This window comes from Neolewinella sp., from assembly GCF_965214665.1.
GTDB lineage: Bacteria > Bacteroidota > Bacteroidia > Chitinophagales > Saprospiraceae > Neolewinella.
The window spans coordinates 171,111-185,348 of record NZ_OZ243970.1; the positions used below are offsets into that span (position 1 = coordinate 171,111).

Genomic DNA, 14,238 nt, shown 5'->3' on the forward strand with positions numbered 1-14,238 from the left:
CGCGCCCCTGGTTTCTGAGTTATGAAGCACTCCCTTGTTTTTGCGACCAACAATCCCCATAAGATCGCCGAGATCCGGGAGCAGTTGGGTGACCGCTATACCTTTCGCAGTCTGCGGGACATCGGCTGTACCGAGGCCATCCCCGAGACGGCCGCTACCCTCGAGGGCAACGCCCGTCTCAAGGCCCGCCATGTGCTCGATCGCTACGGACAGGACTGCTTCAGCGAGGACACCGGTCTGGAGGTCTACGCCCTCAACGGCGAGCCCGGCGTGGGTACCGCACACTACGCCGGTGCCCACCGTAGCGCCGAGGACAACAACCAAAAGCTGCTCTCTAAATTAAGTGACCGCAAGGATCGCCTGGCCTGTTTTCGCACCGTCATTTGCCTGCTCCAGGACGGTGAAGAACACTTCTTTGAAGGTTGCTGTGAGGGACGTATCGCTACCTTTCCCACCGGAAAAGACGGTTTCGGCTACGATCCTGTGTTTATCCCCACTGAGGGAAACGGCCGCAGCTTCGCCCAAATGAGCCGTGCCGAAAAGGCCTCCTTCAGTCACCGCGCCCGCGCGATGGAGAAGTTAGAGGCTCACCTTAAAACGCGGGTGGGTGCTGCTCATCCCACTGCGTAGCGTCCTGAAAGGCCGTCGCCACCTCGATTAACGCCTGCTCCTTAAATAGGCCGCCCGTAAAGGTGATACTCGTCGGTGTGCCCTCGTGCATGCCGTTCGGTACCGTGATGGAGGGCTGCCCGGTCATGTTGGTAATGAATAGGCTACTGGAGTTCCAACTCGGATTGACGTATACATCAATGTCGTTTTCGGCAAATACCCGGTCCATCTGCTCCATGAGTTCGCGGCGTAGGCGATTGGCCTGTACGTAGGCCACTGCCGGTACGAAGTGCGCTGCCCGGAACACGTTCGGCCAGGCATTACGCATCTGCCGCGCCAGTAGATCGTCGTCACCACTGCGCGTGAGTGATTCAAAGGCCGCCGCTGCCTCCACGCTGAGGATAAACCCGATCTCCGGTGCATTGGGTAGGTCGATCTCTACCAGCTCGTAGCCAATCTCCCGTAGTTTTTCCAGAGCCATGGAGTCATTAGCCGCAAAGTCATAGTCACCGGCAAAGCTCCCCTTCAGGTACCCAATCCGCCGCGGGGCGGGGATATCCAGCGGCAGACGATACTGAAAGCCCGCCCGGACCGCGTGCGCATCCCGGGGGTCATAGTGGGCGATCGCCGCCAGTACTAGCCCCGCGTCCCGCGCCGAACGGGTGATGGGCCCAATCTTATCCATCGACCAGCTCAGAGCCATGGCCCCGTAGCGGCTTACCCGTCCGAAGGTAGGCCGCAGCCCCGTCGTACCGCACACCGTACTCGGGCTCACGATACTCCCCAGCGTCTCCGTACCGATGGCAAAGGGCAGCAGGCCGGCCGCCACCGCGCTAGCCGAACCCGCCGATGAGCCGCTACTTCCGGAATCGACCTTCCAGGGGTTGCGCGTCATCTCGCCGTACCACACGTCGCCCCAGGCCAGGGCACCCATGCTCAGTTTTGCGCACAGTACCGCTCCGGCCGCGTCGAGTTGTTCGACCACCGATGCATCCAGATCGATCGTCTGGTCGCGGTACGGCTCGGCCCCCCAGGTGGTAGGGTAGCCCCGGGCGGCAAGCAGGTCCTTTGCTCCGTACGGGATGCCGTGCAGGTAACCGCGGTAGGTGCCGGCGGCCAGCTCGGCGTCCATGGCGTCGGCTTTTTCCAACGCCCGCTCCTCGGTCAGCGTAATCACGCAGTGTAGCGTAGGGTCGTGCTCCTTGAGCCGCTGCAGGAAGTACTCCGTTAGTGTCCGACTAGTTACCTGCCGGTTATAGATCATTCCGGCCAGTTCTTCCACCGTCATCCATTCGAAGCCCGTCAGCATGGCGCGTCCCTGCGGCAAATTGGGCGGGGCCGCAGGTGCGGAGATGGATGTATCGGCGGGCAATTGCTCCGGCCGCAGCACCGGCGAGAAGACCAGCGCCGGGGATACCGCATTACTAATGGTGGTGTGGGAGATGCTGTCCAGCGCCGCGAGGTTCTCCTCTAGGTCGGGTAGCATCAGCTCGACCTCCTCCTCGTCCAAAAAGTCGAGGCCGAGCACCGTTGCGGCGGTCATGACCTGGTCGGGGGTGATGGCTGCGGCAGTTACTGCTAGGAGCAGTAGCGTAAAGGGAATAAGCAGCAGGGTAAGGTGTGGTTTCATGGGGTGGCTTGTGCCTGCAAGCTACGCCGTAGTTGTGGCTTTAGCCGCAGCACTGCATCTGTGTTATGTGGAGTAGTGCGGCTGAAGCCACAACTACGCAAATGCCTTCTCCACCAGCTCCTTCTGCTCGCGCACGTGCACCGGCTTATAGCCCGTAGCCGGACTGGCCGTAGCCGGCCGACCCACGTACTTCAGCTTCAAATCCAGTCCCAGCCGCTCGCTGTACAGGAATTGCTCGCTCATATAGCTCCAGGCGCCTGCATTACGGCTTTCCTCTTGCACCCAGTAAAACTCTGCGTCAGCGTACCGCTCACGTAAAGCGCGCACCTGCTCGGTGGGCAGGGGGAAGAGTTGCTCGAAGCGGACAATGGCGACATCATCCCGCTTTTCAGCGGTCTTATACTTGGCCAGATCAAAGTACACCTTGCCGGAGCAGAGCAGCACCCGCTTAATCGACGCGGGCTTTTCGACGGTAGGATCATCCAAAATTTCCTGAAAGCGCGTACCGGGGCCGAAGTCCTTAATCGAGCTTACCGCCATCTCGTGCCGTAAGCCGGACTTCGGCGACATCACGATGAGAGGCTTACGGAAGTTCCAGGTCAGCTGTCGCCGCAGCAGGTGGAACATGTTGGCCGGCATGGTCACGTTCGCCACCACCATATTGAATTCGGCGCAGAGTTGGAGGAAGCGCTCCAGGCGGGCGCTACTGTGTTCCGGTCCCTGCCCCTCGTAGCCATGGGGGAGCAGCACGGTGAGTCCGCTCATCCGTCCCCACTTGCTCTCGCCGCTACTGATGAACTGGTCGAAGATGGTCATGGCACCGTTGGCGAAGTCGCCAAACTGCGCCTCCCAGATCACCAGATTTTCGGGGCTGGCGGTACTGTAGCCGTACTCGAAGCCCAGCACGGCGTACTCCGAAAGGAGAGAATTATAGATGTGGAGGCGGGCCTGGTCCTCGCTAAGTCCGTCCAGGCGGTTGTAAGTACTCTCGCCGTCCTGCGATTTGAGGATGGCGTGGCGGTGGCTGAAGGTGCCGCGCCGCACATCCTGTCCGCTCATGCGCACGTGGTGGCCATCCATAAGCAGGGTGGCGTAGGCGCTGAGCTCGCCCAGGGCCCAGTCGAGTTGATCGCTGGCGACCGACTGCTCGTAGCCGTTGTAGAGTCGGTTGACCTTGTTGACGGGCTCGAAGCCTTCGGGCAGGGTACTAATGTGTTTGAGGATAGCCTCCATCTGCTCTAGGGGGACACCGGTCTCGGGCGACTCGGCGAAGAACTTATCCTGCCAGTGATCGCGGTTGAGCTGACTCCAGGCCTTCTCCGGCGGCTGGTAGCTGTACGGGAGGTCGCTATTCTTCACCTTCTGGTGCAGGGTCTGCAGCTCCGACTTGAACTTTTTGGCCATCTCCTTGGCCAGCTTCGCCTCGACGTCGCGCCGCTTTACCAGTCGCTCGGTATAGACCTGGCGTACGTTGGGGTGGCGCTTGACGCGCTCGTACATACCGGGTTGGGTGTAGCCGGGGTCGTCGCCCTCGTTGTGGCCGTTCTTGCGGTAACAGAGCATGTCGATGAAGACGTCGGAATTGAATTTGTTGCGGTACTCCATCGCCAGCTTGGCCACGTAGTAGACCGCTTCGGGATCGTCGCCGTTGACGTGGAAAACAGGGGCTTCGATCACGGTGGCTACTCCGCTCGCGTAGATACTGGTACGTGCATCCTCGTAATCGGTGGTGAAGCCGATCTGGTTATTGATGATCCAGTGGATGGTACCGCCGGTGGTGTAGGCTGCCAGCCCACTCATTTGGGCGGTTTCGAAGACTACGCCCTGGCCTGCCACGGCGGCATCACCGTGTACCAGGATGGGTACGATCTTGTCGTAATCGTTGTCGTAGAGCAAATCGGCCTTCGCCCGGGCGAACCCTTCCACCACTGGATCGACGGCTTCGAGGTGACTGGGATTGGGGGCCAGCTTCACGTTGACCGGCTTATTAATACGGGTATCGATCAGCGAGCTATAGCCCATATGGTACTTCACGTCTCCGTCTCCCTTGATGTTGTCGGGGATCACACCCTCAAACTCCTGGAAGATGCTCTCGTAGCTCTTACCCAGGATGTTGGCCAGTACGTTGAGGCGGCCGCGGTGGGCCATGCCGATCACAACCTCCTCTACGCCATCGCGGGCGGCCTCGGAGATGATGGTGTCGAGCCCTACGATGGCAGCCTCTCCACCCTCCAGGCCGAAGCGCTTCTGGGCCGGGTACTTAATTTTGAGGAAGTCTTCGAAGCCGACGGCATCATTGAGTACCTCCAGGATGTGGCGCTTATCGTCGATGGAGAGTCCGTAGGCCTCTTCCGGATGGTGCTTCTCGATACGCTCCCGCAGCCAGCGCCGCTTCTCGCGGTGGAAAATGTGGTCGGTCTCGAAGCCGATACTACCTAGGTAGATGCGGTTGAGGTTCGCCACGATCTGCCGTAGCGTGCTGCCCTCGGGCATGAACATGTGGTGCGCCGCCCGGAAGGGGGTATCTAGGTCCGCCTCGGTCAGGTTAAAGTCGGCAAGTTCCAGGTCCGGGTCAGGATCCTTGAACTCCTCGATGGGGTCGATATTCGAGGTCACGTGACCGCGGATTCGGTAGGCCTTGATGAGGGCAAAGACGTTGAGCTCCTTCTGAACGTGCTCCCAGTCGACCTCCCCATCCGCCCCGGTGGGCAGGGCGATCTCCTGTTTATCGGAGGCGTAATCGAAGCCAAGAAAGAAGTCGCGCCAGCTTTCGTCGACCGAATCGGGTGATTCGCTGTACTGGCGGTAGAGTTGTTCGATATAGCCCGGGTGGGCGTTGGCGAGGTGCGAGTAACTGCTCATGATGGTGCTTTTCAACACCCGCTGGGGGGCGTTGTTCAATAAAACCGGCCACCGCGGCAGCCCTAGGAGTAGTAACGACTCAGCACCCATTCCCAGGTACGGGCGGGAAGGAGCCGCCGCGCTAGGGTACTGAGTTTCTGCACCGGCTCGCCGATGACGTAGTGAGGAGCTAAGCTATCCTTTCCTAGTATGGCCACCATACGACGGGCTACCCGCTCCGCCGGCATACCGTGATCAACGTTAGCTGCCATGCCGGCATCCGCGCGTAGATACCGCGCTCGGTACAGCGGGGCGAGCTCAGCGGCGGGCTGTCGGTACTGGGTGGCTATCGCGTTGGTAGCGATGTCCCCGGGACTGATGCAACTGACCTGAAGTTGCGATCCCCGCACCTCTAGCCGTAGGCTATCCGAGAGTGCCAGCACGGCCGCCTTGCTGCCGCAGTACACCGATCGAAAGGGGATACCCATGTGTCCGGCGATGCTACTGACTAGCAGCAACCGCCCCCGGGGACTCCTCCGTAGGGCCTCCAGCGTAGCCTGGCACACATTCCAGCTGCCCCAGTAATTGGTGTCCATGATAGCCCGGGCTCGCAGCAGCGGCATGGTCTCCACCGCCCCGGCCCCGCCAATACCGGCACAGTGTACTACGGCATCGAGCCTACCTTCCACCTGCAGTAGCTTATCTACCGCCTGGTGTACGGCCTCGGCGTCGGTGATGTCGGCAGGTAGGGCCATCACCCCCGGTAGCGCTACCGAGCGCCTGCTCATTCCGTACACCCGCCACCCCCCTTCGGCAAGTAGGGGAGCCAGGGCCTGGCCGACCCCCGAAGAGGCACCGGTGATGAGGGCAACTTGTGGCATACTACGGCTACTTAGGCCGGCAAAGTACGGGCAAAGATATAGGATACCCCCGGCCGGATGCGTTAGGGGGCCGTACCTTTGCCCCAATTTACCTTCCGTTTAATTACCCCTCTGTATGGCTACCCCCGAAAAAGACCTAGAAACTACCTTCAACGAGAAGGGCGAACTGATCAGCCCCGTCCTGGCTGCCGGTGTGAAGAATTTTCTCATCGACATCGACGGCACGGTTTGTGACGATATCCCCAATGAGGAACCCGAGCGCATGAGCACCTGCCTACCGTACCCCGATGCCCTGCGCATCGTCAACAAGTGGTACGAAGACGGCCACATCATCACCTTTTTTACCTCCCGCACCGAGGAGCACCGCGAGATCACCGAAGAATGGCTCAACCGCCACAACTTCAAGTACCACGGCATGCTCATGGGCAAGCCCCGCGGCGGCAATTACCACTGGATCGACAACCACATTGTCAAGGCTACCCGCTTCAAGGGGAAGTTCACCGACCTGATTGTGAAGAACCGGGATGTGGAGGTGTTTAATGACTAAAGGGCCAAAAAAAATCACCTGCCCCCATCACCGTGGGGGCCAGTGAATAAATTTAACAGCGTCAGGATTTGCAATACATCAGTTCAGCCCCTATATTTGGCTAACAGAATACGTTTATGACTGAGAGACCGCATTGACAACACAGTTCGAGACCGTTTCGAGGCCTCGTTTCTATTATGTTTTCTGACATACCATTGTAATCTACCCCTTCGCAGCGCTAACTACGGGGGGGTTTTTTATTCCCCCTCGGTGGAGTAGAATTCGTCCTTAGCTACGACAACTACCCGCTCACCGGATTTCAGGTCGCGCGATAAAGCACCGTAGGGGCCGGCTACTACCCGGTCGCCGACCGCCACGCCCTCAGTTACCTGGATATGCTTGGCGTCCTGTAGGGCGGTAGTTACCGGCACTTCGGCCACCGTATCACCCCGTACCACGAAAACCACCTCCTGTAAATCGTTAGTGCCCACGCCCGCTTCGTCGGTCGTTACCTCCTCGGTTTGCTCGCGGGTGGTCACCGATTCGATGGGTACGCTCAGGGCCTCCGGAGCGAGCTGGGTAAGTACATCTACGCTAGCCGACATGCCGGGGCGGAACGGATAAGCGTTTCCGGCGGCTACCAGGTCGGCGTAGCTATCGGGGTTGATACTGATGCGTACCTCGAAGTTAGTGACCTGGTCGGAGTTGAGGACGTTGTCGGCCAGGCCCGCCGTGGTACTGGAGTTGGCGATCTGGGTGACGGTGCCGGCAAACTTGCGGTTCAGGTAGGCATCTACTTCAATTTCGGCCTTGTCGCCGAGCTTGACGGAAGGCACATCGTTTTCGCTGACCTCTACCCGTACCTCCATGGCGTTGAGGTTAGCGATGCGCATGAGTTCCGTACCCGTCATCTGGGCGGTGCCCACCACGCGTTCCCCCGCCTCCACATTGAGCAGGGAGACCACGCCGCCCATGGGGGCGTAGAGGGTGGTACGACGTAGGCTGGTGCGCAATTCGCCGAGGGTCGCCTCGCTCGATTGAATGTTGTACTCGGCAGCGCGGGCACTTTCTTCGGCGGCCCGGACGCTACTATCGGCGGCAGCTAGGGTGGCCTCGAGTCCGCGCACCTCGGCCTGCCGGGTTTCGAGCTCGGACCGGCTGATGACCTCGTCCTTAAAGAGTTGCTCGCTGCGCTTAAGTTGCTCGCGGGCATTTTCGAGTTGGGCCAGTGTCTGCTCGCGTTGCGCCTTGAGAGTATTGATCTGGGCCTCGGCGTTGGCCAGTTGCGCGCGGCTGCTGTTCACCCCGGCTACGCCACGGGCCACCTGCGACTGGTAGGCATCGGCGTCGATCTTAGCCAGCAGTTGGTTGGGTACCACACTATCGCCCTCCTCCACGTAGAGCTCGACGACCTCGCCGGAGACATCGGAGCTGATCTTGACCTCCGTCTGGGGGAATATCTTTCCGCTGGCGCTGACTACCTCCTGGATGGGGCGCTGCTCGACATCCTCCACGAAAATGCGGGTGCCGTCTTCTCCCCGCCCGCTGAATACTACGGCGGCAATGATGACGAGGACGACGATACCTAAAACGAGTAAAATTGCTTTGCGGGACATGGTGGTTAACGTTGGTTGAGTGCTAGGGAAAGATTAATCCAGGGAGAGGCCCTGGCCGAGATAAAACTGGATGACCTCCCGGTTGAAGATGAGTTGGTACTTGGTGCGGGTAAACTCCACGCGGGCCTGCTCGAGGCGGTTGGCGGCGGTGGTCAGGTCCAGGCTATTAGCCGCACCGGCATTGTAGCTACGCTGGGCGATGTCGTAGGCGTTCTGAGCTGCCTCCTGGCTGATCTGGGCGGCGCGGTAGGTCTCACGGGCGGCCCGCAGGTCACCCAGGGCGCGCTCCACGTCGCTACGCAACTGGTTCTTAGCCTGCTCCATTTCGATCTCGGCACCCTGGCGTTGTACCTCAGCGCGCTGTATGTTGAGCCGGTTGCGGTTTTGCTGGTAGATGGGTACGGAGATGTTGAAGCCAAAGGACTGGCCGAGGTTCTGATCGAGTTGTGGAAAGTAGCCCAGATTGGGAAATATGAGGCCGGTTTGACTGAACTGCGAAAGGGTACTTTGCTGTCCGTCGATAATGACTGGCACCGGCGGACCCTGAACTAGCTCTACGTTTGATACATCTGGATTATTGAAGTCTTTACCGAGGTTAGAATAGTTGGTACTGATGCTCGCGTAAAGCTGCACGGTAGGCAACAGTCCTGATCGGGCAATATCCTTCTCCACCTCCGCCGAGGACCGTCGCAGTTCCGCGGCCCGGATAGTGGGCTGCGTCTGCTGCGCAGCATTGAGTACCTCATCCAAATTGTATTCTGAGAAGAGCACGGTCTCCTCGAAGTCGCGCACCGGGGTGGCTACGTCGAAATTCGGATCGGGATCGAGTTCGAGTAGGAGCTGTAGGTCAAGCAAGGCTAAGCGCACCTGATTTTCTAAGTCTACCACGGCACGCTGGTTGCTGGCCTGCTGGGCCACGATATCGTAGCGCTGCCCGGCCGGAATGCTACCGGCGTTAATTTGGGCGTCCGTATTGGTTAGTTGCTCCTCCGTGAGCGCCAGTTGGGCGCGGGCGTTGGCGAGTTGCTCGCGGGTAAGTAGAATGGTCAGGTAGCTGTTGGCCACCTGCAGACCTACGTCGTTGCCGGTTACAAGCGCATCGGTGCGGGCGGCCTCTAGGTCGAGCTCGGCCTGCCGCATCTGGTTCTTGATCAGTCCGCCGTTGTAGATCGTCACTCCCCCCTGTAGCTGGTAGCCCTGGGAAAGGATGTTCTGCGCCTCGAAGGTATTAGTGGTGGGGTCGATGGTGCGCCCGAGCTGTAGATTCACGCCCGTACTACCACTCAGGTTCGGCAGCCGGTTATTGCGGCTCTGCTGTAGGCTGAGCTGCGCCAAGTCAGTGCTATTATTGGCCCGGCGGACCTGGAGGTTGTTGTCCCGGGCGTAGGTGACCGCCTCGCTTAGGGTCCATTCCCGACCGGCCTGGGCGGAGGTAAACAGGGGAAGTAGCAGGGGGACGAGGAGGTAGAAATTGCGGTAGTTCATACTGATCGTTTAGGTCAGCAAAACTACGCCTTCCCCCTAAGGGTGAAAATTTAATCTATGAACGGCGGTAGGTACTAGACCGGCGCTACTGATTAGAGTTGATCGTGGTGGTGCCCACCAGGCGATCGTAGCGCCCGCCCATGGGCCGGTAATACAGCAAACCCAGGTAGTCGTTCTCCGCCTCCGTAAAGCTATCCTCCGTTTCGTCGTAGCCCGCCCGGTCGCCCGGTCGCTGCAACTTGCGCCCCGACGTGCTTAGATCGGTGACGTAGTAGTAGTTATAAAAGCCCTGCTTGATCAGGGCCCGGCCCACGTAGGCATTGATACTCGTATTCCATACCATGCGGTAGTCGTACTTGAGCTGCCACTCCGTCATCGCCCCAAAGAGGTAAAGGTCTTCCTCAATCGGCACCCCGTTGCGCGGCTTGAGTACGAAGGTGACCTCAATGTACTCCCCCGTGAAGTCCAGCCCGAAGCGCGCCACGTTTTCCTGTAAAAACTCATCGGCCAGGTTCACCACCGGCCGGTCGTACCGGAAGTTCACGTAGTCCCCGTTGAGGTCGAAGTACTGCACGTAGACGCTACTCCCCCGGGTCATCTCCGGGGCGAGCAGCATAGCGTAATAGTTCCCCTCGTTGGTGATGCTAGCCACCTTGGAGCGGGGAGCCTGTACCGAGCGGAGGTCCAGATTGCGGAACTCGTTGCCCCCCCGGTACACGATCACGTCCTGGTAGTTGAACTGTACGCCCTCCCGGGCCAGCAGATTGGGCCGTATGCCCGTTACGGCGTTATCCCAGCGGCCATTCTGTAGGACGCTAGCACTGAGCTCCTGCAGCGGCGATCGTGGTTGCAGCTGCTTGGTGTTGGCCACCAGTTGTACCTCCTGGTGGGTGCGGATTTTGTCCACGGCGTTGGGGCGCGTCACCTGCGCGCTCAGTCCCGCTACGTTTTCGGCCACCATGAAGCGGCGGGTGATCACCGGTTGGTTATCATCCTGCGTATCGTAAACCACCAGTAGGTAGTTGCCGCTCTTTTCCAGCCGCATGTTGCGGTTCGGAAACACCAGGTCGTAGTGCACGTACTTCGTCAGGGTCCTGAGACTGAAGTCGTAGTCCTCCAGGTAGTCGTTGCCGTAGCCGCTGTTGTACTCCATCTGCCCCAGCGTCGAGGGCGTCCAGTCCTGGTTGCAGTGGATGAAGCTGTAGGAGTAGCGCCCCACATCCTCCCGCAAATCATCGAAGGAGAGCCGCAGCCGTGCCCCCCCCCCCAGCTCGATCAGCGGATAAGAGTGCGGAAAGCCATCGATGTGCAGCCGCACCGTCTTGATGTGGTCGACGTACGTATTGTCGAAGTAGTTTACCTCCGCATCCTGCGCTACCAGCCGTCCGCAACCTAGCAGTACAAACAGGAGGGCGGCGGCGCGCGGGTGCAACGTTGGTCGAAGAAAGGCGAGGTTCATGTGAAGGCATTAAGTCTACTCACGTACTGGGTACCGCTCCGGTAGAAGCGCCAGGGTTTGGCGGCCCATTCCGGTCCGGCTCCGTCGATGCCAATGCGGGGGGTACACATCACATCTCCCGGCTTACATGAGGGCCCCCCTCCCCTCATGACGCAAGGCCCCGCCCCGGCCCTTAGTTGCACCGGACTTTCGGCATCCAGGAGGTTCACCATATTGTGCGTCCGGGTGATGCCGAGGGCAAGCGAAAGAACGCCGGGTCCGCGGCTAAGTTGCGGTTTTAAGCTTTCCATATGACGGCGGGCGAGCATCGCGGGTACACCCAGCGTGGGCTCGATGGCGCGGATCAGTACGGCGTGTGGCACCCCCTCCGGCCCCGTAATCACGTTAAACAGCTCGTGGATACCGTAGCAGAGGTAGACGTAGCTGGTGCCCGCTCGGGCGTAAAAGGGCTCGGTACGGGGGGTACGGCGGTGGCCGTAGGCGTGACTGGCCCGGTCGTCGGGGGCCCAGTAGGCCTCGGTCTCGGTGATGCGGCCGGCGGTCTCCTGGCCGTCGATATGGGTGTAGAGTTCTACGCCGATGAGCTGGCGGGCGATGTGAACGGGGTCTTCGCCGGAGAGGAGCGTACGGAGGTTTGTGGACATGGGTTGCGTGTTGGCTCCCGGCATCCCTGCCGGGGTCGCGTGTCGGTCAGGCCGCGGCTACAAGCCACGAACCACCGACCGCAGCAGTTGTTGGCTCCCGGCATCCTTGCCGGGGTAGTGCGCTGCTGATCATTACGCCTCCCGCAGCTCCCGCCGCAGTATCTTACCCACGTTGCTCTTAGGAAGCTCCTCGCGAAACTCCACCTCCTTAGGAATTTTATAGCCCGTGAGGCTCTCGCGGGCGTAGGTGATGAGCTCTTCCTGAGTGAGCGACTTGTCCTTCTTGACGACGTAGATTTTGACCACCTCCCCGGAGCGCTCGCTGGGGATGCCCACTGCGGCCACTTCGAGTACCTTGGGGTGGGCGGCGATAACGTCCTCCACCTCGTTGGGGTAGACGTTAAAGCCGGAGACCAGGATCATGTCCTTCTTGCGGTCTACGATGGTAAAGAAGCCATCCTCCGACATCATGCCGATGTCGCCGGTGCTGAGCCAGCCGTCCTGGAGTACCTTGGCGGTATCCTCGGGGCGGTTGAGGTAGCCCTTCATGACCTGGGGGCCCTTGATTTGAATCTCGCCGCGCTCCTCGCTGGTGGCGATGCGGCCCTCGTCGTCGTTCCACACCCGCATTACGGTGTTGGGCAGGGGCACGCCGATGGAGCCAATACGTAGGTTTTCGTTCAGGGGGTTCATGCAGGCGGAGGGGCTGGTCTCGGTGAGTCCGTAGCCCTCGCTCAGGGGCACGCCGGTGAGTCTTTGCCAGCGTTCGGCCACGGAGCGCTGCACGGCCATACCGCCGCCGACGGTGATCTTGAGGTGGCGGAAGTCGAGCTTGGTGAAGTCCTTGTCGTTGAGCAGTCCGTTGAAGAGCGTATTGACGCCAGTCATACCGGCGATGCGGTTGTCTTTGAAGGCCTTGACGATGGTGCTCAGGTCGCGGGGGTTGACGATAAGTACGTTGCAGATGCCGTGGGCGAAGATGGCTACCGAGTTGACCGTGAAGGCGAAGATGTGGTAAAGGGGTAGAGGACAGAGCATGCGTTCTTGGCTACCGGCCTCGAGTTTTTGGGTCATCCAGGCCTTGGACTGGATGGCGTTAGCTACTAAATTGCTGTTAGTGAGCATAGCTCCCTTCGATACGCCGGTGGTGCCGCCGGTGTACTGTAGGGCGATGGTATCGGTGGGCTGGCCGGTGAACTGCGGCAGCTGGTGCTTCTTACCCTCGTCCAGGGCGGTCTGAAACTCAACGGCATTAGGAAGACTGTACGCCGGCACCATCTTTTTGACGTTGCGCACCACGAAGTTGGTCAGTCCGCCCTTAATCCAACCCAGCATGCCCCCGATAGTGGTGAGTACAACGGTGTGGATGTCCGTGTCCCCGATGATCTTCTCCAGGTTAGCGGCGAAGTTCTCGGCGATGATGATGCCCTTGGCTCCACTGTCGGTGAACTGATGCTTCATCTCCGGCGGGGTGTAAAGCGGATTGGTGTTGACGATGACCAGTCCGGCTTTGAGTAGCCCATGTAGCACGATGGGATACTGCAGCATGTTAGGCATCATCACGGCCACCCGGTCGCCGGGCTGCAGGCCGCGGTAGTGAAGGTAAGCTCCCAAGGCGGTGCTCAGCTTATCGAGCTCGCCGTAGCTTAGGTCTTTGCCCATGCAGGAAAAGGCCGGGCGGTTGGTGTATTTGGCCGTGACGTCGGCGATAAGGTCTTTGAGGGTAGAAAACGCGTCGACTTCTACGTTGGCGGGGATGCCGGCGGGGTACTGTGCGAGCCAGGGACGCTGGTCGGTATTCATCAGGATCGGATTTAAACGTTGCAGCACCCAAAGTACGACACGAGTCATCAACTACGGTCGGGCTGGTGACGTTCTCAAAGAAGCACTTGCGAATGACGCACTTCCCAGGCCCGGTGCCCGACCGCCCCCGCCTCGCGGAGTTTGTGGATATTCGCTACCGACATCGACCTTCTAAACTACTTTACCCACAATGGAAAACGGAATCCTCACCGACGCCCAGCAGAAAGACGCTGAGCTCATCAAAACGCTGCTCGAAAAGATCGTCAACAAAAAGGGCTTCGATAACGTCAAGGCCAACGCCGAAGGCTACGAGACGCCCGCCAAGATCCGCCGCAGCAAGGACACCGACGAGTACTTTATCCCCGATGTCACTGGTGAGGTCAACGGCCGCAAGAGCTACTTTGAACTTGGCATGAAGACTGACGACGAGCGCGAGCTGGTCACTAAGTGGCGCCTGCTGTCCAGCCTGGCCGCCTACAAGCACGGTAAGTTGTACTTAGCTGTACCCCGGGGCCATATGGCGTTTACTAACCGCATATTGGCCGATTATCCCATTAACGCTGAGGTAGTCAAGATTTAAGAGTAGACCCTCAAAAGCAGAAAGCCCCACAAAACCTAGGTTTCGTGGGGCTTTCTGCTTTTGCGGGGTAGAGGGCTCGCTGGCGCGTTCGCCCGTAGACCGCTGCGCGGGTAGAGGGGTCACGCCTCCGACGCCGGTCTACCTCGCTTTAGCGAGTCTACGCC

General features: G+C 59.7%; 11 protein-coding genes. 3 read left to right on the forward strand and 8 right to left on the reverse strand.

Features of this window, described 5'->3' with window-relative positions; translation table 11 throughout:
* The first annotated feature begins 21 nt into the window (after positions 1 to 21).
* Positions 22 to 630: an RdgB/HAM1 family non-canonical purine NTP pyrophosphatase gene (gene rdgB, locus ACOOHD_RS01080; protein ID WP_420459720.1), complete on the forward strand. Its 609-nt coding sequence runs from the start codon at positions 22 to 24 to the stop codon at positions 628 to 630.
* On the opposite strand, the gene ACOOHD_RS01085 is transcribed toward rdgB, so the two are convergent.
* The 3 genes from ACOOHD_RS01085 to ACOOHD_RS01095 form a co-directional block, all read right to left on the reverse strand.
* Positions 593 to 2,239: an amidase gene (locus tag ACOOHD_RS01085; protein ID WP_420459721.1), complete on the reverse strand. Its 1,647-nt coding sequence runs from the start codon at positions 2,237 to 2,239 to the stop codon at positions 593 to 595. The genes rdgB and ACOOHD_RS01085 overlap by 38 nt on opposite strands.
* 93 nt (positions 2,240 to 2,332) lie before the next feature.
* A complete protein-coding gene (locus tag ACOOHD_RS01090; RefSeq protein ID WP_420459722.1) occupies positions 2,333 to 5,101 on the reverse strand; it encodes a 2-oxoglutarate dehydrogenase E1 component in 2,769 nt (922 codons plus the stop codon).
* A 62-nt stretch (positions 5,102 to 5,163) separates the two neighbouring features.
* Positions 5,164 to 5,961, reverse strand: a complete 798-nt coding sequence (locus tag ACOOHD_RS01095; protein WP_420459723.1) for an SDR family NAD(P)-dependent oxidoreductase — start codon at positions 5,959 to 5,961, stop codon at positions 5,164 to 5,166.
* A 115-nt stretch (positions 5,962 to 6,076) separates the two neighbouring features.
* On the opposite strand from ACOOHD_RS01095, the gene ACOOHD_RS01100 reads away from it, so the two are divergent.
* Positions 6,077 to 6,508 (forward strand): phosphoheptose isomerase, encoded by a 432-nt coding sequence (locus ACOOHD_RS01100; protein ID WP_183496830.1) that lies wholly within the window; start codon positions 6,077 to 6,079, stop codon positions 6,506 to 6,508.
* 236 nt (positions 6,509 to 6,744) lie between these two features.
* On the opposite strand, the gene ACOOHD_RS01105 is transcribed toward ACOOHD_RS01100, so the two are convergent.
* The 5 genes from ACOOHD_RS01105 to ACOOHD_RS01125 all read right to left on the reverse strand — a co-directional run bounded on the left by ACOOHD_RS01105 (position 6,745) and on the right by ACOOHD_RS01125 (position 13,494).
* Positions 6,745 to 8,103 carry an efflux RND transporter periplasmic adaptor subunit gene (locus tag ACOOHD_RS01105; RefSeq protein WP_420459724.1) on the reverse strand — a complete coding sequence of 453 codons (1,359 nt, stop codon included), beginning with the start codon at positions 8,101 to 8,103 and terminating at the stop codon, positions 6,745 to 6,747.
* A gap of 33 nt (positions 8,104 to 8,136) precedes the next feature.
* Positions 8,137 to 9,588, reverse strand: coding sequence for a TolC family protein (locus tag ACOOHD_RS01110; RefSeq protein ID WP_420459725.1), 1,452 nt, complete (start codon positions 9,586 to 9,588; stop codon positions 8,137 to 8,139).
* Between the two features lie 85 nt (positions 9,589 to 9,673).
* Positions 9,674 to 11,047, reverse strand: coding sequence for a DUF5103 domain-containing protein (locus ACOOHD_RS01115; protein ID WP_420459726.1), 1,374 nt, complete (start codon positions 11,045 to 11,047; stop codon positions 9,674 to 9,676).
* Positions 11,044 to 11,691 (reverse strand): DNA-3-methyladenine glycosylase, encoded by a 648-nt coding sequence (locus ACOOHD_RS01120; protein WP_420459727.1) that lies wholly within the window; start codon positions 11,689 to 11,691, stop codon positions 11,044 to 11,046. The genes ACOOHD_RS01115 and ACOOHD_RS01120 overlap by 4 nt, the downstream gene beginning before the upstream one ends.
* Positions 11,692 to 11,823: 132 nt before the next feature.
* A complete protein-coding gene (locus ACOOHD_RS01125) occupies positions 11,824 to 13,494 on the reverse strand; it encodes an AMP-binding protein (protein WP_420459728.1) in 1,671 nt (556 codons plus the stop codon).
* A gap of 190 nt (positions 13,495 to 13,684) precedes the next feature.
* On the opposite strand from ACOOHD_RS01125, the gene ACOOHD_RS01130 reads away from it, so the two are divergent.
* Entirely contained in the window at positions 13,685 to 14,074 is a 390-nt protein-coding gene (locus ACOOHD_RS01130; protein WP_420459729.1) for a hypothetical protein, read from the forward strand.
* Positions 14,075 to 14,238: the final 164 nt, after the last annotated feature.